The organism is Candidatus Nealsonbacteria bacterium (assembly GCA_011050465.1).
Classification (GTDB): Bacteria; Patescibacteriota; Minisyncoccia; order Minisyncoccales; family RBG-13-36-15; genus RBG-13-36-15.
Genome location: DRFQ01000009.1, coordinates 273,491 through 292,693 on the forward strand (window position 1 = coordinate 273,491; position 19,203 = coordinate 292,693).

The 19,203-nt window shown below is 39.7% G+C and carries 17 protein-coding genes, 3 tRNA genes and 3 rRNA genes; all 23 read right to left on the reverse strand.

What is annotated here, in order from left to right; all coding sequences use genetic code 11:
* Nucleotides 1-27: 27 nt before the first annotated feature.
* The 23 genes from nusB to ENH66_03450 all read right to left on the reverse strand — a co-directional run bounded on the left by nusB (nucleotide 28) and on the right by ENH66_03450 (nucleotide 19,179).
* Nucleotides 28-450 carry a transcription antitermination factor NusB gene (gene nusB / locus ENH66_03340; protein HDZ54708.1) on the reverse strand — a complete coding sequence of 141 codons (423 nt, stop codon included), beginning with the start codon at nucleotides 448-450 and terminating at the stop codon, nucleotides 28-30.
* A 4-nt stretch (nucleotides 451-454) separates the two neighbouring features.
* Nucleotides 455-748 carry a 50S ribosomal protein L32 gene (locus ENH66_03345; GenBank protein HDZ54709.1) on the reverse strand — a complete coding sequence of 98 codons (294 nt, stop codon included), beginning with the start codon at nucleotides 746-748 and terminating at the stop codon, nucleotides 455-457.
* Between the two features lie 35 nt (nucleotides 749-783).
* Nucleotides 784-1,455, reverse strand: a complete 672-nt coding sequence (locus tag ENH66_03350; GenBank protein ID HDZ54710.1) for a ribonuclease HII — start codon at nucleotides 1,453-1,455, stop codon at nucleotides 784-786.
* Nucleotides 1,456-1,541: 86 nt separating this feature from the next.
* Nucleotides 1,542-2,747 (reverse strand): NADP-dependent malic enzyme, encoded by a 1,206-nt coding sequence (locus ENH66_03355; protein HDZ54711.1) that lies wholly within the window; start codon nucleotides 2,745-2,747, stop codon nucleotides 1,542-1,544.
* A 4-nt stretch (nucleotides 2,748-2,751) separates the two neighbouring features.
* Nucleotides 2,752-3,129, reverse strand: a complete 378-nt coding sequence (locus ENH66_03360) for a hypothetical protein (protein HDZ54712.1) — start codon at nucleotides 3,127-3,129, stop codon at nucleotides 2,752-2,754.
* Complete coding sequence (sodN, locus tag ENH66_03365) at nucleotides 3,065-3,538, reverse strand: superoxide dismutase, Ni (GenBank protein ID HDZ54713.1); 474 nt, start codon at nucleotides 3,536-3,538, stop codon at nucleotides 3,065-3,067. Before sodN ends, ENH66_03360 begins: the two co-directional genes overlap by 65 nt.
* Before the next feature lie 49 nt (nucleotides 3,539-3,587).
* Complete coding sequence (locus ENH66_03370; protein ID HDZ54714.1) at nucleotides 3,588-4,010, reverse strand: ferritin-like domain-containing protein; 423 nt, start codon at nucleotides 4,008-4,010, stop codon at nucleotides 3,588-3,590.
* Nucleotides 4,011-4,097: 87 nt separating this feature from the next.
* Nucleotides 4,098-4,385 (reverse strand): glutaredoxin family protein, encoded by a 288-nt coding sequence (locus ENH66_03375; protein ID HDZ54715.1) that lies wholly within the window; start codon nucleotides 4,383-4,385, stop codon nucleotides 4,098-4,100.
* Nucleotides 4,386-4,626: 241 nt separating this feature from the next.
* Nucleotides 4,627-5,238, reverse strand: a complete 612-nt coding sequence (locus tag ENH66_03380; GenBank protein ID HDZ54716.1) for a redoxin domain-containing protein — start codon at nucleotides 5,236-5,238, stop codon at nucleotides 4,627-4,629.
* A gap of 19 nt (nucleotides 5,239-5,257) precedes the next feature.
* The gene (locus ENH66_03385; GenBank protein ID HDZ54717.1) at nucleotides 5,258-5,587 is read right to left on the reverse strand and encodes a hypothetical protein; all 330 of its coding nucleotides are present in this window, start codon (nucleotides 5,585-5,587) and stop codon (nucleotides 5,258-5,260) included.
* Nucleotides 5,556-5,969 carry a transcriptional repressor gene (locus ENH66_03390; protein ID HDZ54718.1) on the reverse strand — a complete coding sequence of 138 codons (414 nt, stop codon included), beginning with the start codon at nucleotides 5,967-5,969 and terminating at the stop codon, nucleotides 5,556-5,558. The genes ENH66_03385 and ENH66_03390 overlap by 32 nt, the downstream gene beginning before the upstream one ends.
* Before the next feature lie 362 nt (nucleotides 5,970-6,331).
* A 5S ribosomal RNA gene (rrf, locus tag ENH66_03395) occupies nucleotides 6,332-6,440 on the reverse strand.
* 82 nt (nucleotides 6,441-6,522) lie between these two features.
* Nucleotides 6,523-10,115: ribosomal RNA gene (locus tag ENH66_03400) — 23S ribosomal RNA — on the reverse strand.
* Nucleotides 10,116-10,679: 564 nt separating this feature from the next.
* A complete protein-coding gene (locus ENH66_03405; protein ID HDZ54719.1) occupies nucleotides 10,680-11,369 on the reverse strand; it encodes a hypothetical protein in 690 nt (229 codons plus the stop codon).
* Between the two features lie 174 nt (nucleotides 11,370-11,543).
* The gene (locus ENH66_03410; GenBank protein ID HDZ54720.1) at nucleotides 11,544-13,817 is read right to left on the reverse strand and encodes a DUF3352 domain-containing protein; all 2,274 of its coding nucleotides are present in this window, start codon (nucleotides 13,815-13,817) and stop codon (nucleotides 11,544-11,546) included.
* 53 nt (nucleotides 13,818-13,870) lie between these two features.
* Nucleotides 13,871-13,942, reverse strand: a tRNA-Ala gene (locus ENH66_03415).
* 174 nt (nucleotides 13,943-14,116) lie between these two features.
* A tRNA-Ile gene (locus tag ENH66_03420) sits at nucleotides 14,117-14,193 on the reverse strand.
* A 183-nt stretch (nucleotides 14,194-14,376) separates the two neighbouring features.
* Nucleotides 14,377-14,982, reverse strand: a complete 606-nt coding sequence (locus ENH66_03425) for a class I SAM-dependent methyltransferase (protein ID HDZ54721.1) — start codon at nucleotides 14,980-14,982, stop codon at nucleotides 14,377-14,379.
* Between the two features lie 20 nt (nucleotides 14,983-15,002).
* A complete protein-coding gene (locus ENH66_03430; GenBank protein ID HDZ54722.1) occupies nucleotides 15,003-15,551 on the reverse strand; it encodes a YbaK/EbsC family protein in 549 nt (182 codons plus the stop codon).
* Nucleotides 15,552-16,186: 635 nt separating this feature from the next.
* Nucleotides 16,187-17,682, reverse strand: a 16S ribosomal RNA gene (locus tag ENH66_03435).
* Between the two features lie 516 nt (nucleotides 17,683-18,198).
* On the reverse strand, nucleotides 18,199-18,654 hold the full coding sequence (locus ENH66_03440) for an N-acetyltransferase (protein HDZ54723.1): 456 nt from the start codon (nucleotides 18,652-18,654) through the stop codon (nucleotides 18,199-18,201).
* Entirely contained in the window at nucleotides 18,651-18,959 is a 309-nt protein-coding gene (locus ENH66_03445) for a divalent-cation tolerance protein CutA (GenBank protein ID HDZ54724.1), read from the reverse strand. Before ENH66_03445 ends, ENH66_03440 begins: the two co-directional genes overlap by 4 nt.
* A gap of 148 nt (nucleotides 18,960-19,107) precedes the next feature.
* Nucleotides 19,108-19,179: transfer RNA gene (locus tag ENH66_03450), tRNA-Thr, on the reverse strand.
* Nucleotides 19,180-19,203: the final 24 nt, after the last annotated feature.

Consider the following 19,203-nt stretch of genomic DNA (forward strand, 5'->3'; position numbering starts at 1 on the left):
ATGTAACAATTCGACAATGTAACAATTTTACTTCTCTATTTCTTTGTAAACTGTTCCCAAAACGCCATTAATAAATTTCCCAGAAGATTCGCCGCCGAAAGTCTTTGCTAATTCAATGGCTTCATTTATCGCTACTTTTGGCGGGACTTCTTCTTTATTACCATATAACAATTCAGAAAGTCCAATCCTTAAAACGTTCCGGTCTACAATTGTTATCTGATTTATCGGCCATTCAGGAGCTGCCTGTCCAATAATTTTGTCAATTTGAGAAAGATGCCCGACAACTCCTGTAATTAATTGCCAGACAAAGCTCTGATTCTCTAATCCCGGGCCAAATTCTTTAATGTTTCTTTCAACAATTTTCTCAAGGGCTTTGGATTTTTGCCCGGAGAAATCCCACTCATATAAAGATTGTATGGCAATTGAACGTGATAAATGTCGAGAGGCCATTTTTCTATTTCTTTGATAATCCTTCCCAAGTTAAGGATTTTTCTTTTATCTTCTCTTTTCCTTCTTTCTCTCTTGTCTTCTCCTCTTTTTCTCGTTGCTTTCTTTCTTTTTTAGTCAGTTTCTTCAAAACATCAATTACTTCTCTGTTATTATATAATCCACAATTCCAACAGAGGGTATGAGATAAAACCTCTTTGCCGCATTTCGGGCAAAGAGATAAATTTGGCGCTTCAAGAAAAAGATGCATTCGGCGCTTATTTCTTCTAGATTTTGTATGTCTTTGTTTAGGAACCGCCATATTAAAAGTGGTTACATGGCTACATTGTTACATTGTTAACTCAAAAAATCAAGTTCTATTGAACTATTTGACAATTTAGCAATTGGTTTATATGTCTTCCTGTGGATTTTACAAATGCCGTATTTTTTCAGCATTCTTTTGTGATACTCTGTCGGATAACCTTTGTGCTGATTAAATCCGTAACGAGGATATTTTTCATGGTATTTTTGCATTATTCTATCGCGGGTAACTTTGGCAACAATTGAAGCTGCAATACAAGAAAATACTTTCTCATCAGCCTTTATAATTAGCCTGTGTTTTATATTTTTTAGTCCATTATTTTTTAAAAACTTGCCATCAATGATTAAAAAATCAGGAAGAAGCTTCAATTTCTGGACAGCTCGAAACATGGCCAACTCTGCAGCGTTTTTAATATTGATTTTATCAATAACTTTTTCTGAAACCCTGGCTGTTTGCCACTCTATTACTGGATTCTTAGTTATAAGCTTGTAGAGTTTTTCTCTTTTAGCTGATGTTAATTTCTTGGAATCCTTGAGTTCATGAATTTGCACCAATTTATCGCCAATTCCCCGAATTGATTTTAATGTCACCGCGGCTGCCACTACGGGTCCCGCCAAAGGACCACGGCCCGCTTCGTCTAAACAGGCCACCCTTTTGTATCCTTTTTTCCATAATCTTTTTTCCTCTTTCAGGTAAGGGGTTCTCATTTATTCATTATATCATTTTAAAACAAAAAGGGCGGCCAGCTGACCGCTCTCTGAAGTTTCTCCTTTAGCTTCTTTTGAAGACATATTTATAGGCTTCTAGGTTTTATCTTTACTGCTTTTTCCACGGCTTTAGCTACAACGTCTGCCACCCTATTTTGAAAGATAGACGGCAAAATGCGCTCTTTTGAAGGATGACGGACCATATTAGCCAAAGCATAGACGGCGGCAACTTTCATGTCGGTTGTAATGCGTGCTACCCGAGCATCAAGGGCTCCTCGAAATACTCCGGGAAAGGCCAGAACATTATTAATCTGGTTAGGAAAATCACTTCGTCCTGTTCCTACCACTTTGGCCCCAGCTTGTAAGGCTTTGTCTGGCATAATTTCGGGAACAGGATTTGCTAAAGCAAAAACAATGGGATTTTCTGCCATAGAACGAATCATTTTCTGGGTTACAATATTGGGTCCCGATACTCCAATCAGAACATCCGCGCCCTTAAGGGCTGTATGAATCCCCCCTTTAATCTTCTCAGAATTAGTATGTAAAAGAAGAGCTTTGCGATAAAGATTCATCTTCCGATCATAAGGAGAAATAATTCCTTGTCTATCTACCACAATAATTTCTCGCACCCGAGTACATACATTTTTTGGTATTGAGCGTTCCCCAAGAACACCATCTAAACATAACAAAAGATTGGCAGTTGCGGTACCGGCTGCTCCGGCTCCAAGAATAACGATTTTTAAATTTTCAAAGCGCTTTTTGACCACTTTCACGGCGTTAATAAGAGCAGCCAGAATAACAATTGCTGCCCCATGCTGATCATCATGAAAAACAGGAATACCGATATCTTGCAGAAGTTTTTCAATCTCAAAACAACGCGGAGCTGCTATATCTTCCAGATTAATACCTCCAAATCCCGGAGCCAAAGCTTTCACAATATCAATAATCTCTTCTGTATTTTGGGTAGCCAGAACAATAGGCCAAGCGTCGATATTGGCGAATTTTTTAAAAAGTATTGCCTTGCCTTCCATGACCGGTAAGGCGGCATAAGGACCAATATTACCAAGTCCGAGCACCGCTGAACCGTCTGAAATAATAGCAACTGTATTTCCTTTTATTGTGTACTCAAAGGCCTTTTTAAAGTGTTTTTTTAACTCGTTACTTACAGCAGCAACTCCGGGAGTATAGGCGATGCTTAAGTCGTGGCGATTCCTGATTGGAAATTTTGATTTTATCTCAAGCTTTCCGTGTTTCTTTTTATGAAGCTCTAATGACTTCTTATTGTAATCCATTCCATTAAATAGATATTATTTTACCTAAAATTAAACTTTTATCGACTAACCCGAAATTTTTACTTGATTTTGACCAGGGAAGAGTTCCTTCAAGAAAATAAAAGCTTTTTCTAATGAATTTTATTCTTTTTATTAAAATTTCTCTTTGATCTTTCGGATTTCTAAAAACGACGAAATCGCCGATTTTCAGTCTCAATAAATTAGTCGCAAAATAAATTTTCTCCGGGATTAGTTCCGGCCAAGCGCTCTCTCCTTCAACTTTAACTAAAAAAATCAACCCCTTCACCCCGTTAAAAATAGATAGATTTCTTACGGGGTTAGTAAAGTTTGTCGGTGAGCTCTTTGTAGGCCCGATATCTTGCTGGAGTATTTTTGACTTCATAGAAAATTTTAGCGATCTCATCAACGGCCCCAACTAATTTCTCGGCTGCCCCTTTATTTATTTCCTGTTTATTTTTAGAACAAAGTTTTGTCGCCTGCCAAAAAAGATCATGCAGATTAGGAAATTTCTCAAGATGCTCTGGCTTAAAAAAATCAGACCATAAAGTGTAAAGCTCTTTTTTGCAAATTTGAGCGTGTTCTTCTTTAATAGCGATCCTACGGGAAATAGTATTATGATACTGCAGTATAGCTTTAGCGTCACTCGAATCTTTAGGTGGCCTGAACACTTCTAATTGCTCAACCATTCTTAAAACGGTCTTGGCGGCTATTTTGGCAGGCGTGGGCTCATAAATTGAGCAAGGAATATCACAGTGAGCTTGAGCTGTAATTTTTGGAAAAAAATTTATCATACTTGAAGTAGTTTTTAAAATATCACTCGACATTTTTCGTTTAGATAATCTATTTTCCTAAAGCTTGCTTTAGGTCCATTGCGTGTTCCTGTTCCATGGCCAATATATTCCTAAGCTGTTGAGCTAAGGCAAACTCTTTCATTTGTTCTGCCTGCTCTATCCTTGTCTTATACCTTGCTATGGCATCTTCTTCTCCGTCTAAATCCTGTTGAAGCATTTCTCTGTTGTCGTTAGAGGTTCTTATTTGCCCGACATCAACTGAAGGAACTCCTCCTAAAAAATCAATCTGGTCTGAAAGAATTATAGCATGAGCAATCTCTTCGTTTGCGTGAATCCTAAGCTCTTTTATAATGTCTCCAAACTCAGCGCCGGTCATTACGGCAGCGTGTTGAATATACTGAATGGCAGCTGAATATTCAAGCTCTAAGTCTTTATTTAATAATTCAATTAATTTGTCTTTATTTATCTCCATTTTTATAAATCTTTTTAGTTGCGATTAAATCGACCTTTATATTCTAAAATAAATTGATATTACTAATATTCCGTAAGGCCGAAATTATTATAGCTTATCTCCGACTTCTATGTCTATCTTCGCTGATGAACTAATTCCCAGGGCCCTGGAAAGTTCTTCCTGTTGAAAACCAACGATGACATTTTCTTCGCCATTGTTTCCAACGGTAATTACGGGTACACTCATTTGGCCGGATTTTTCAACCATCGCCTTAGCTGCTTCGCTGTCTTTAGAAACATCAATTTCTGTGTATTCAATCTTATTGTCTTTAAAGAATTCTTTAGCCATCGTGCAATAAGGGCAAGTTGGCGTTGTGTAAATAGTTACATTTGGCATAGTTTGAATAAATAATTTATTTATTACTGTCCTTTAAATTCTTCGATTACTCTACAAGTTGGACAATGATAATAGAAATTTCTTTTAATAATTGTTTCTTGCTCTAGACTGAAACTGGACATTGAAACCCAGATATCAAACTTAATTTTACAAGTAATACATTCTGATTTAAATTTATTGTAGTTTTTAACGCTCATATTTTAACCTTCAGTTTCTCGTTGATTATTATTTAAATTTATAGTTAAATCTTACCTACTAATTTAAGGCCTGGTTTTAAAGTTTTCTTGCCCGGCTTCCAATTGACTGGACAAACCTGGCCTTTATGCTCTCTAACAAATTTAGCTGCTTGAAGCTTTCTTAAGATTTCTTGTATATTTCTACCAATATCATTGTCGTGTACTTCATAAGCTTTAATTATTCTATCAGGATCAATGATAAAAGTCGCTCTTAAAGAGATTCCTTCGTTTTCGATATAAGTACCTAAAGCCCGACAGAGCTTTCCCGTGGGATCAGCCAGCATGGGAAAGTTAATTTTTTTAATAGCTGGAGAATTATCATGCCAGGCTTTATGGACAAAAACAGTATCTGTACTCACGCTTAAAATTTCAGCTCCCAATTTTTTGAATTCTTTATAATAATAAGCAGCTTCTTCTAATTCTGTCGGGCAAATAAAAGAAAAATCGGCTGGATAAAAAAATAGAACTAACCATTTACCCTTATGATCTGAAAGGCTAATCTTTTTAACTCTATTCTCATGAAATGCTTCAAATTCTAAATCAGGAATGGTCTTTCCCACTAGAGGAAAAAAAGCAGTACCTTCCTGTCCATCTGGGCTTTTTATTGGTTTTTTCATATCTTAAACGTGTCTTAGCCTAACAGCGCTCTTTTGGCAATTTATACTCTTTTCTTGTTTTATATTCTTGTTTTTTACCTAAATTCCATTGCTGAACCGGCCTCAAATAGCCAACTATCCTTGAATAAACTTCACATTTCCTAAAATTAGTTAAACCAGGATTTTCTTTAAAACATTTATCGCACTTTAAAACTGTAAATTTTTCTCCCCCATCTTCGAATGCAAGCAGAACTCCATTTTTAATTTCTTTGTTCTTGATATCGATTTTTGCCTGGCAATCGTGGCAATAATGGTTCAACGGGCTCGCCATAAATTTATTATTTGTTTTGACAGTTTTTGCAGTAACCATAAAAATTGATTTTATAACTTTCTATTTTGCCGACCTTTGTTCTTTTATTTTTTAACATAGAACAATTGTTACAAATGTCTTCAAAGATATCAAAAATCTTATCGCAATTTAAACATATAAAATGAGCGTGAGAAGAAATATCAGCATCAAAATGAGCTACTCCTTTAGAAATAATTTCTTGAGCTTCTCCTCTTCTTTTGAAGTCCTTTAAAATTCTGTAAATTGTTGCTCGGCTTATTCTCGGTAATTTTTTCCTTATCACCGAGTAAACATCTTCTGCTGAAGGATGACTTGTAACGCTTTTGAGATAACCTAAAATAGCTTGTTTTTGACAAGTGGTTCTGCATACTTGTTCTTTTGGTTTCTTTGCTCTGACCACCATATTATTTACTAATAGTAATTATTAATTAATAATTATTCCTATTTACAGGATAGCTCCATCGAAAAAACCTGTCAAGTGGAAAACTACTTAAACAGGTTTTTTGTAGAGATAATATAAAAATTTCAGGGACGGCCCGGAAACCTTGCTAACTACAGACAGAAGATGACAGCCAATACGTCATCATAGCTAGGGCGGATGAGCCGGGGCCATAATCTTCGACACAGGGTAATTGCCGCGGAATCGCGCACCGCCCCAGGCAATGTTCTTTCCTTGCTTAGTACCTTCGTTTGCATTTGCAGGGCAGACCTACTTTTTCTTTGAATTGAACACAGATTTGAGCAATAAAAAATCTCGAGAGATGTATAGGGCGACGACCTACTCTCGCTCCGAAGAACTACCATCGGCTCTGGAGGATTTCACTTCCGAGTTCGATATGGAATCGGGTGGAGCACCTCCGATATCGTCGCCTTATACAGATCTCGAGCTCAAATTTTTATTCGTAGATTCGAGTAACATAGGGTTAGCAATTATTAATTACTAGCTAAGAGTATATAATCGTTTGATTAGTAATGCTCGGCTTAATCCTTTACAGGACTTACACCTACATCCTATCAACCTCATAATCTCTGAGGAAACTAAGAACCCTTATCTCGAGGTGGGCTTCGTGCTTAGATGCTTTCAGCGCTTATCCCTTCCCAACTTAGCTACCCAGCTATGCCCTTGGCAGGACAACTGGTAGACCAGAGGTTGGTTCATCTCGGTCCTCTCGTACTAGAGACAACTCCTCTCAAGGTTCAACGCCTGCGGTAGATAGGGACCAACCTGTCTCACGCATATCAAAGCATATAATATTTTATATGCTCGACCGAGCACAAAAATTTCATTTTTTGTGCTTTGGTTTCTCACTTATTACTAAGTGTATGGACTATATCACCACCCAGCTCCAATTTTTCAAAATTGGGGTTGGGGACCGACGTATTATGGAAAGTTAAAACACTTCCATCCCCAAGCACATAAAATTCTATGTGCTCGGAAGTCTCTACGGAACCCCTGTTTTTTGTTTAAAAATAGGGTTTCCTCGGTATTGCCCTTATTCCGACAGGAAAAAATATAAGGGTTTCACCGATATAAGTCGGTTTGTTCGATCACGATTACTCGTGAAAGCCGCCGCGTCTACCCGATGTCTAAAGATTCTTTTTTTGACGGTCTGAACCCAGCTCACGTACCACTTTAATTGGCGAACAGCCAAACCCTTGGGAGCTGCTTCACCCCCAGGATGTGATGAGCCGACATCGAGGTGCCGAACAGGGCCGTTGATGTGGACTCTCGGGCCCTACTAGCCTGTTATCCCCGGAGTAACTTTTAGCTGATGATCTCTGGCGGTCCTAATAACTACCATCGGTTCACTAAGTTCTGGTTTCCCAACTGCTCGCAATATCCTGCTCGCAGTAAAGCCGGCTTTTGGCTTTGCCCTATCACCAAGATTTCCATCCTTGGTTAGCCGACCTTTAAACGCCTCCGTTACCTTTTAGGAGGCAAGCGCCCCACTTAAACTACCCACCTGGCACTGTATCCAGTTGCTTTTGAAACAACCAGATTAGGATAAAGAATTTAGAAGATGGGTATTTCACTGGTGGCTCCAGACAGACCGAGATCTGTCTTTCAAAGCCTCCCCACTATGCTACGCATCCAAACTCAAAATCCAATACCAAGCTATAGTAAAGCTTCCGGGGTCTTTCCGTCTAGCCGCAGGTAACCGGCATCTTCACCGGTATTGCATTTTCACCGAGCTGCTTCTGGAGACAGTCCCCTAGTCGTTAAACCTTTCATGCGGGCCAGAACTTACCTGGCAAGGGATTACGCTACCTTTGGACGGTTATAGTTACCGCCGACGTTCACTGGCGCTTCACTCACTCAGCATTCCATCCAAAAGGACAGAGACCGGCGAGCTTAACGTTCCAGCACTGGTCAGGCCTCAGCCCCTATACATCCTCTTACGAGTTTAGCAGGGACCTGTGTTTTTGGTAAACAGTCGCCAGGGGTACTTTCACTGCGGCCCCGATTCATCACCGGGGCAAGGCTTATCCCGAAGTTACGCCTACTTTTTTGCCGAGTTCCTTCAGAAGCTTTCACTCGTTCACCTTAGTGCACTTACACTTACCTACCTGTGTCGGTTTACGGTACGGACCGAGCACATAAATAACTCCTAAAAAGATTTTCTGGGGAGCCCGCTCATTCGAGTTCACTGAGCCGAGGCTCAGCTTCCTGTTAGCCCTTGAAAAAATCTTAGACTAACAACAGAAATCCAATAATCTGCTCGAATTACTGAACTCCGTCCCTTTTTAGAATTACGTACACGGGGGCCGGAATATTAACCGGCTGTCCATCGACTACCCCTTTCGGGTTTGTCTTAGGTCCGCCTAACCCTTGGCTGATTGTCATTGCCAAGGAAACCTTAGGTTTTCGGTGGGCGGGGCTCTCACCCGCCTTGCGGTTACTCATGCCAACATTCTCACTCCTCTTGGCTCCACCTTTCCTCGCGGTTGGGCTTCGCTGCCAAGAAGACGCTCCCCTACCACGCCACTGCAAAAAACAATGGCATCCTTATCTTCGGTACCGAGCTTGAGTCCCGTAAATCTTCGGCGCAGGGCTTCTTAGTTAGTAAGCTGTTACGCACTTTTTAAAGGATAGCTGCTTCTAAGCTAACCTCCTAATTATCAATGAAACCCCACTTCCTTAAAAACACTTAGCTCTCAGCCTCATCGGCTGATCCACCGTAAAGGTGGAAGTTTAGGGACCTTAGATGAAGGTCTGGGCTGTTTCCCTTTCGACCACGGAGCTTAGCCCCCATAGTCTGACTCCGAGCGCATACCTACAGTATTCGGAGTTTGATTGAATTGTCTGAGTAAAACCCAAGATAACCCATTCAGTGCTCTACCCCTGCAGGTAGTATAAACTCGGGCTAGCCCTAAAGCTATTTCGGGGAGAACCAGCTATTACCAAGCTCGATTAGCTTTTCACTTCTTACCACAGCTCATCCCAGAGTATTGCACGGCTCACGGGTTCGGGCCTCCTCTCGCCTTTCGGAAAGATTCACCCTGGCCATGGTAAGCTCGCTTGGCTTCGGGTCCTAAACACTCAGTATTGTTGCGCTTTTAACACTTGCTTTCGCTGTGCCTTCGGGGCAAAACCCCTTAGACTAAACTGAGTACTTAGACTCGTTGGCTCGTTCTGCAAAAAGCACGCCGTCACCCACCCTACGCTCCTCACTTCGTTCGGAGCTACGGAATGGCAAGCCCTACATATAATATTCAATATTTTTATATAGCTTGTCGTTCCGAAGCTCGACGCGAAGCAAAGAGCGTAGGACGAGCTCCGACTCTTTGTGGGCGAGATGGTTTCAGGTTCTATTTCACCGGGATCACCTCCCTACTTTTCACCTTTCCCTCACGGTACTAGTTCACTATCGGTGATATCGAGTATTTAGCCTTTCCGTTTTAGTCACGGATGCTTCCCACAGGGCTATCGTTTCCCGTGGTACTCAAGACAAATAACAAGGAGCACGAAGTGATTTTTAGATACGGGGCTATTACCCTCTTTGGCTTCCCTTTCCAGGGTAATTCTCCTAACCAAACTCCGTCTAAGTGTTCTCCCTCTTGAGCCGAGCACATAAATAATTATGTGCTTGACTCCCGACGTTACTTTCTTACAACCCCCCGTCCTGTCGTAGACAGGACAAGGTTTAGGCTTCTCCCTTTTCGGTCGCCCCTACTAAGGGAATGGTACCACTAATAATTACACGAATCTTTCACAAATAATAACAAATTCAAATTCGTGAAAATACAAATCAGTCGCTCGGCTCTTTGTAATTACTCCGTAATTAAAAGTGATTTTAATTCGTGAGTATATTAGTGGTTGTTTTTTTCTTTTCCTCCGCTTACTGAGATGTTTCACTTCAGCGGGTTCGCTCCAAGTACATAATTAATGCACTCGGTAATTTCGTTTATCACGAAATTGGGTTTCCCCATTCGGAAATCCCCGGATCAAAGGTTGCTAAGCACCTCCCCGAGGCTTATCGCAGCCACGCCACGTCCTTCATCGCCTCGATATCCCAAGGCATCCTCCATCCGCCCTTAATTTTAATTGCAATTATCTTGCACATAAAATTTATGTGCAAAATAACCTCTTAGCTAGTAATTAATAACTACTACATATTTAATTGACAAAGTGCTTTTAGCGTTTAGATGATTAGACGATCAATGCTTAATGTCCTGCTCTTTTCTTCGTTCTTTAAACGCTAATCACTAATCACCTAGATATAAATCAGTCGCCACTTCGCTTCTCTTTCTTAATTGCGAAATAACTGCAAGGAATGTAAGGTGACTGATCATGTTATCTCGATTCGGTCAAAAATTAAAAACCGCTATTAAGGAAGCGGCCTTTCCGTAAAGATAAAAAACAAAGAAATTATCCGCTTCCTTTATTTAAGGTTTGATATAAATTAATCATAACAATTCTATTTTATGAAACTCAAAGCGGTTTGTCAAGCCCTCCCGTTCGCCTCTGCGGCGAATTTGGGAGGGCTTGCCCTCCCAAGCCGAACACATAAGAAATTATATGTTTCGGCTGGGATGACGAGTCTCAAAATTATAAACACTAAACAAAGGGAACAAACCCCCTTGAATTGCATTCAATTTCAGGCTTAGGATTCTATTTTAAAATTTTTTGCTTTAAATCTCGTAGAATCTCAGCTGCCACATCTTTTCCGCCCAGTCCAAACGCAATTCCTCCGGCAACAGCCAACATGGTAATTATGCCGGCAAATAAAATCCTAATCAAATCTGAGCCAATTCTCAACTGGTCCAAGATCAATAAAATCGCGAAAATCCAGATTGACCATTTAATAATCGCTCCAACCAGAGAACCATATCCTACCTTGACCCCCTCCACAACAGCTCTAACTATTTTCTCTAGAATCTCAGCCACAATCACTGACACCACGAAAATCAAGACGGCAACAATGACATTAGGGAGATAACCTAAAATACTTTGCAAAAGTCCGGCAAACTGAACTAACCCAAGAATCTCTGCCACTACCGACAAGACAACAACAAATATAATCCATTTAAAGATTGTGCCCAAGAAAGCAGCTGCATCCACCTTTAATTCTGCCTTGTCTAAAGCTTCCTTTATGCCCGCTCTTTCAATGTATTGATTAAATTTTATGACACCTAAAATTCTGGTAACCAGTTGACCAACTGCTAATGCAATCAACCAGCCAATGAATAGAATTATTAAAGCAAAAACCAACGTAATAATGCCATTAATAATTCCACCAACGAGGCCTGGCCATATTTCTACTAAAGAATCGTAAGTCCTTAGGGCTAAATTTTCAAGCATTGTTTTGTTTTAAAATGAGTTTAAAAATTCGACCTTTACTCCGTTAGAAGTTTGAAAGATTTAAGAGTTTTACCTAACAATTTTCATATACGCACAAAACACAGAACTTCTATCGGAGTTTAAGAAGTATTAGGATATTATAACAAACAATCAGAAGCTGTCCTGTGGAAAACTTTAATATATTGGCACCATAGGAAAACCAAAAATTGGACCAAAATTTTCTTCAACCCACCCTCCTATATTCTCCCAAAATTCTTCAGTTGTTTCTTTCTCTTTAACTGATAATTCTTCAATAATAAACCTTCCTTTGCTTATGGATAGACCACTTTCTGGAGAATAAGAATATGAGCCAACAGACTTCAAAACTTTCAAATAAGGAGTAATTCCTTTATCTAAGAATTCGGAAATCGGAGTCTGCAGTTTTTCGGCCTCGAAAACAAGAATCCCTCCTCCCAGCGCAGATTCAAACCTTTGTTTATAAAAGTCTAGAATAAAATTCGCGACCCATTTAAATGTTCCTAAATATCCATAAGGATAAGAATAAGAAATTCCAGTTATGTGCTTAGGAACTTTTTCGAATTGTTCAGCAAAAAGCTTAGAGTCTTTTAATCTTCTTTGCTTAGAATCACTTAAGCTTTTAAGAGTACTGATTAATCCTTCTTTAGTAAAAGTGAATATCGCCTTTCTTTCTTTTATTGAAAAGTTTAAGCCAAATTCTTCATAAACAGGAAGAGAATATATTTCAAAACCATCAATGATTTCTTTTTTAAAGCCTATTTTTTCTTGAGGAATTTGTTCCGGGGATAAAGAAGGAAGAGAGGGAGAAGTAAGTGAAATAAGAGGAATGGGAGAAATACTGATTTTTAAAAGATTTCCTTTAGCTTTATTTTCATCATCAACTTCAAGAATAAAAGCAACTATTGGCGTCTCTTTGCCGGTAGGTTCAGAAGCTAAAAAGAAGGCATAGTTCTTATCAAATAAAGCTAAGATGTCTTCTTTTATATCAATGCCTAAAGTTTCTCTTAAGAACTTTAAACTATCGTTATATTCTCTTTTTTCTTCGGTTGTCATTTGTTTGGTCAAAGTCTCTTCCAAATATTCAAAGGAACTTTTTAAGTTTCTTCCTTCGCCATAAAAAACAATTTCTTTATTCTCGATTTTTTCCGGAATAAAGCCGGCTAAACTTTCTTCAAAAGAGAACTGAGAAGATATAAAAATATTATCTCTTAAATCCAAAGAATATGTTTCTGTTGTTAATTCATTTTTCTCAGCGATTATTGCCCAGGCCATAGCTATTTTTTCAGATTCCTCGGATTCTTTCTTTTTGAAAAAAGGCAAATCCAGGGCTGCTTTCAGAGAATCAGCGAGTGGACCAAAAAAATCTTCTGTTTTGGCTACTACTCCGATTACTCCTGGTATCTTCATCATTTTTGAGAAATCGAGTTCACCATAGAAAAGAGCTAAATAATTTTTTGGTAGATATTTTTTAATTTTTCTATAAGCAGCATTTGAATAAATATTTTTTTCTTTCCCGCCTCTGAAAATATTGATTATCTTTTGATCTTCGGCAATATCAATAATCTTTTTAATATCTTCCGGTTTTGTGGCTAAAATAAAATGACCATCGGTTAAAGTAGTGGAGGGTTCAAGCCGAGGGCCACTTAAATTAGATTGATATGTAGGCACTGCCCTAACGATTATTCTCCCTCTGTAAGTTTCTTTTTCTATTTTCCAAGCACCACTTCTCTCAATCTCGTTTTGAATATCTTTTGACAGCTTTTCTAATTTTTTCAAATCGGGATCGGGTAAAATAAAAATTAAAGGAAATTGTTCCATTCTTTCTTCGAAAGGAGAAATAATAGCAAATATTATTTCATCTGAAATAGTAAAATCAAAATGTTTTAGATTTGGTTCTTTCTCTTTCAATATTTCAAATCCATCGCTAATTTTCTGAGAGAATTTTTCATAATAAGGAAATTTATTCAAAAGCTCTTTAAAGTTTTCGACCTGTTTATTTTCGGGATTAATCTTTACTCTCAAGTAAAGAGCGGTCTCTTGGGGCAATAAAGAAATTGGATCAATCTTTCTAAAAAATTGATTGTAAACAAAGGCAGAGGCTGAAACCAAAGAAATAAAAACCACTAAGATTATTAGTGGTATTAGATATTTTTTATTAAATTGAAGTTTCTTTGGTTTTTCGATAAAACCTTTTTCTCTAAAAAATTTCTCTGCCGGCTCTTCTACTCTAGGCAAATCCGTTCTATGCTTTTCTTCCCTTGGAAATTCTGCAACTGGCCCATCTTTGACGCCATCTAATGCTTGGAAGATTTCATTAATCTCTTCTTCTTCCCAACCAACAGAAAGAAGGTTTCTTTTAATCACTTCATTCGAAAGACCATCTTTTTCCCTTGCACTTTTGATATAATCAATAGCTTTTTGGTCTGCCATAATAAATTAACTCATTATATCACCTTTGAAATAATCTATCCTGTGTAAAAATGTGGACCCTACCAGACTTGAACTGGTAACCCCCACATTGCAAATGTGGTGCTCTACCATTGAGCTAAGGGCCCTCCTCAGTTCACAGCGAGTTCACTGCGAGCTGCTCGGAATAAACCGTTTATGCCGAGGAAACCGAAAGTTTCCGAGGTAGGCATGGCAGGAATCGAACCCCGTACCAGAACGAAGTTCGGTGCGGGGCGAGGCGCCTGCCACCCCTTCGGCACTTGCCCTGCATAAAATACGTATTGTGCGCGTGCGTGGACTCGAACCACGGACCTCAGCTTTATCAGAGCTGCGCTCTCACCAACTGAGCTACACGCGCATTTCTGTGCGGGGTCAGAGAAGCGTTCTAACTTCACCCCGCCAAATCTGGCGGGGCAAGCTGAACTACGTGCCCCGTTAGAAGTTCTGTGATTTTTATACTCTTTATGTGGGATCTAGATTTTTTAAAAATTCTTTGGAAATTACCGTAAGGCTACACAACTCCTAACGGAGCGTGCCCAAATTATTTTTCTAAAACAAAAAGGATATTTTGTACCGGGTAAAACCAACTAAGCTTTACTGTTGTTCTTTTTTTGAAAGTAGTCTTTAATCCAACCCGATTAAACAATTCTTCCCAATTCGCTTCATTATGAAATTTGATGGGATTCTTTTGAAAAGATGCTGAAATTTTATAAGTAACTCTATGGAACCAACAAACAATCCTAGATAATCCTTCTTCTTCTAAGTCTTCGTGAATGATAATCTCATTTTTAGAGACTCTTTTCGCTTCTTTTATGATCTCTAAAGGATTTTCAGTATGATGGAGAACATAATTTATTAAAACTACATCGAAAGAATTATCTGGGAAGGGTAATTTTTTACCATTTATGATCTTGAAGGGAAAATTAACTATTCTTTGGTCTTGAATATCAGCGCCATATATTTTAGCTTGAAAAAAATTTTTAAAAGTTTCGGTTGTTATACCTCTCCCACAACCTAAATCTAAAATTTTTGCACCTTTTTTAATGAAAGGTTCGCATTCTTGACACATTCTCTCTGCCTCTTTTTTGTAGACAGAATAGAATATCTTTCCCAGAATAAATGTTCCAATAAGTTGACTAAAATCCATTTTATTAAAAAAACTTCATTTTATCGAGCTTTACTCAAGCTACCAATAATAAAATCGCTGATTGCCTTCTTAAAGACAGCTGGGCTAATTTTTATTGACCAATTCCAATTGCCGCCATTAACAATAATCTTTGATTGTTTTATTAAAGACCTATCTATAAAGGTTGGTAATTTCCATAAATTCCCGAAAGGTGGAACAGCGCCGATTTTCACGCCTTTTAAATTTTTCTTTATCCAGGCCTCCTTAACAAAATTAACAGTTTTTATTTTATGCTTAACGTCGGGTATTAAACATCTCTGCCATTTATTTGCAATTTTCAATAGTTTCTTTTTGTCCAAATTTTTGTTGGCTGGTATCAAGACTAATGCATAATTCTTGCCTACGCCGTAAGAAGCCGCAGATTTTCCTATGGGGTTAAATTTTACTATTAAAGTTTTTCCGACAATCTTTTGAGGAATCTTTAAGGTTTGGGCTTTATCAAAGGCGGTATAAACTATTCGATGTTCGATTGGTTCGTATTTGACCTTGTTATTATCCAAAAATTTTTGCAATTTTTTTGAAATTGACATTAATTTATATTAACAAACGGGAAAGCAAAAATCAAACATAATAAAAGAGCTACCGCAATGGTAACTCTTGGTATTCTATGGAGCTGGACAACTGAAGAACACCTTCTCCAAGTCGAGTATATTCCCGACATATGCCCCGCAGTCGTCCAGCACGTGACGCCGAACAACTGGCAGGTTGAGGTAGGTACCTCCTCGGGCTTTCCCCACCGTATCCACCATCTCGATGGCCCAAAGAGAGTAACCTCCCGCACTCTACCAGTTGTCCAGCAAACTGATCACCATTTCTTATCCTCCTGAATTAATTGAGGGCTGGTGACCAATTTGCCGAACAACTGGCAGAATTTTATTGAAAGAACAAAATATTACTTTAACCTCTTTAACAATTGTATTGTAACATACCGCTAAAAATTTGTCAATCTCAATTTTTGAGGACAGGTTTTTTACGTAGATTCTCTGATATTCATCCTTCGGCTTTGCTCAGGATGATTCTTCGCTACGCTCGAATCAGTTTCTTAGAGCTATCCCGATACAGTCGAAATTTATAAGGCTTTTCGACCAATACCTTACAGTTAAGAAGAGAATTCTCGCTTCTCAACCTTAGTCGACGCTTGGGTTTACTATTTTAAAAAATAGTAAAATGATGTATTCCACCGACAGCTTCCGCTACCGGTGCCTTGTTACGACTTCGTCCTTCTTACTGAATCCAGCTTAGGCCCCACTTCGTGAGGACTTCGGCTGTTCCCAGCTCGCTTGACGTGACGGGCGGTGAGTACAGGACTCAGGTACGTATTCATCGCCACGTTGCTGATTGGCGATTACTAGCGATTCCGGCTTCGTGAGGTCGAATTGCAGACCTCAGTCCGAACTGAGAGACCGTTTGATGGGATTAGCTCCACCTTACGGCTTAGCGACCCATTGTCGGTCCCATTGTACCACGTGTGCAGCCCAGGGCATCAAAGGGCCATGCTGATTTGGCGTCATCCTCACCTTCCTCCTCGTTGTCTGAGGCAGTTCTCCATGACACATGAAACATAGAGTAAGGGTTGCGCAGGTTACCCCATCTAAGGGAGCACCTCAAGGCACCTGCTGACGACAACCATGCAGCACCTGGGCTAGTGTCCTTGTGGGTAGGCCTACGTTTCTGCAGGCTTTCACTAGTCTGTCAAGCCCTGGTAAGGTTCCTCGCTTATTATCGAATTAAGCCACATGGTCCACCGCTTGTGTGAGTCCCCGTCTATTCCTTTGAGTTTTAGCCTTGCGGCCGTAATTCCCAGGCGGGACACTTAACGCGTTAGCTTCGCCACTTAGAGGGTCGACACTCCAAATAGCTAGTGTCCATCGTTTACAGCGTGGACTACAAGGGTATCTAATCCTTTTTGCTACCCACGCTTTCGTCCCTCAGCGTCAGGATCGCCCCAGCTGAATGCCTTCGCTTTTGGTGTTCCGCACGATATCAACGGATTTCACCCCTACACCGTGCGTTCCATCAGCCCCTAACGACCTCTAGTCTAACAGTTTCGAATGCATCTCCAAGGTTAGGCCTTGGCTTTTAACACTCGACTTATTAAACCGCCTACGGACGCTTTACGCCCAATAAATCCGGATAACACTTGGGGATCACGTCTTACCGCGGCTGCTGGCACGTGATTAGCACCCCCTTATTCCTCCGCTACGCTCAATATAAAAACTTGTTCACGGAGAAAAGCTCTTTACATTCCGAAGAACTTCCTCAAGCACGCGGCGTCGCTGGATCACGCTTTCGCGCATTGTCCAATATTCTCGACTGCAGCCACCCGTAGGTGTTTGGCCAGTATCGCAGTGCCAATGTTGGCGGTCAAGCTCTCACTCCGCCTACCCGTCATAGCCTTGGTAAGCCATTACCTTACCAACAAGCTGATAGGCCGCAGACCTTCCCCTTACCGGATTACTCCTTTAATCGCCTCATCCGGCGATACTATCGGGAATTAATCCACCTTTCGGTGGGTTATGCCCGTGTAAGGGATAAGTAATCTACGTGTTACTAACCCGTTCGCCACTCCCCCATCTTTCAAAGAAAGGTGGGGCCGTTTGACTTGCATGCCTTATCCACGCCGCTAGCGTTCATCCTGGACCAGGATCAAATCCTCAGTAATTAGAATAGAGTCGAGCCGCCAAAATATTTTGGGCGAGCCTCGACCCACTCTGTGAATCGGGATAACTCTAAAAAACTAAATGAACGATAGTGAATTTACCCAGCCCTCTAAACTCTATAAAATACTTTATTCAAATAAAATAAAGCATAGAGGGCTGGGTTTCAGTCTCACCTCGTTCGACTTCAATTTTGAAAGACCTTTCCTTTTTTTCTCTGTCGGCGAACAAAAAATCAGGAAGACACTTCCTGATTTAAGTTATGTGTCTTCGTTTTTTATTTTCTATTTTACTTTCTAAAATCTTGTTTCCTCATAATCATTAAATCCCTTCTATCAATCTATTTTCATTTTAGCTCTTTCTAAAGACCTTTGTCAAGGCTTCGGCAGGCTCAGCCTTGACCCTTGAGTCAATCGAAGGGTCAACCCCCCCCACCACTTCTCTAGTAGTCCAGATGGCCAGACGAATTTCACAAAAAGTGGTGGGGGGTCAAGTTCCTATTTAAAAACCATCTTAATTTTTACAGTTCACACACCAAAATGACTTCATCGCAATGATTGGGAAATTTATGGCAATCAATACATTCTACCCAAATTTTTCGAGGCAATGATTTCCTTGAAACCTTTTTAAAGTCAAACCTATCAAAAAACTTTGTTAATTTAGTCAGCGTAAAAATTTTTTCAATTTTTAAGCTTTCGGCTTCCTTTAAGACAGTCTCAATTAACTTTGTCCCTATCCCTTTATTTTGCTCTGACGGGACAACTGCTAAAGACTTTATCTCGGCTAAATCTCTCCAGATTATATGAAGACTGCAACAGCCATAAACTTTTTCATTTTTGTCACAGACCCAAAAATCTCTAATATTTTCGTAGAGCTGGTTTAAAGAACGAGGAAGCATCAAATCCTGGGCAGCAAAACTATTAACTATCTTATGAATTTGAGGGATATCTTTAAAGGTAGCTTTTCTAATTTTCATCTCAGTAACTCTTTCTTGAGCCAGCTTAAATATTTGCGATTAGCTTCTCTTACGGGTATTTCCAGAATACAAGGGACAGTATAGCTATGGAGTTTTTTAACTTCACGCTCAATTTCTTGAAAATTCCTTTTTAAAGTTTTAACAATTAAAATCGCTTCTTTGTCTTTGATGACTTTCCCTTTCCACCAATAGATTGATGCAATCGGAAAAATATTACAGCAGGCAGTCAGTCTTCTCTTTATTAAAGCCAATCCAATTTTTTTAGCTTCAGCTTTATTTTTGCAAGTGATATAAATAAGAATCATTTGAAGAGCCAGGGGGAGAGACCAGAGCACTAAAAAGTTTAGTGCTCGGCCGAGCACCGAGCCATAAGGCGTTATGTGCTTCGGTGCTTCGGTGCTTTGGTTCGAGGCAGACCCACGACCTGCGGTTTACCCCGTAACAAATTTTCATAGCCTGGGAGAGGACTTGAACCCCCAACCTATGGTTTACAAAACCATTGCTCTGCCATTGAGCTACCCAGGCAAAATTGTTACGGGGCGGGCAAAA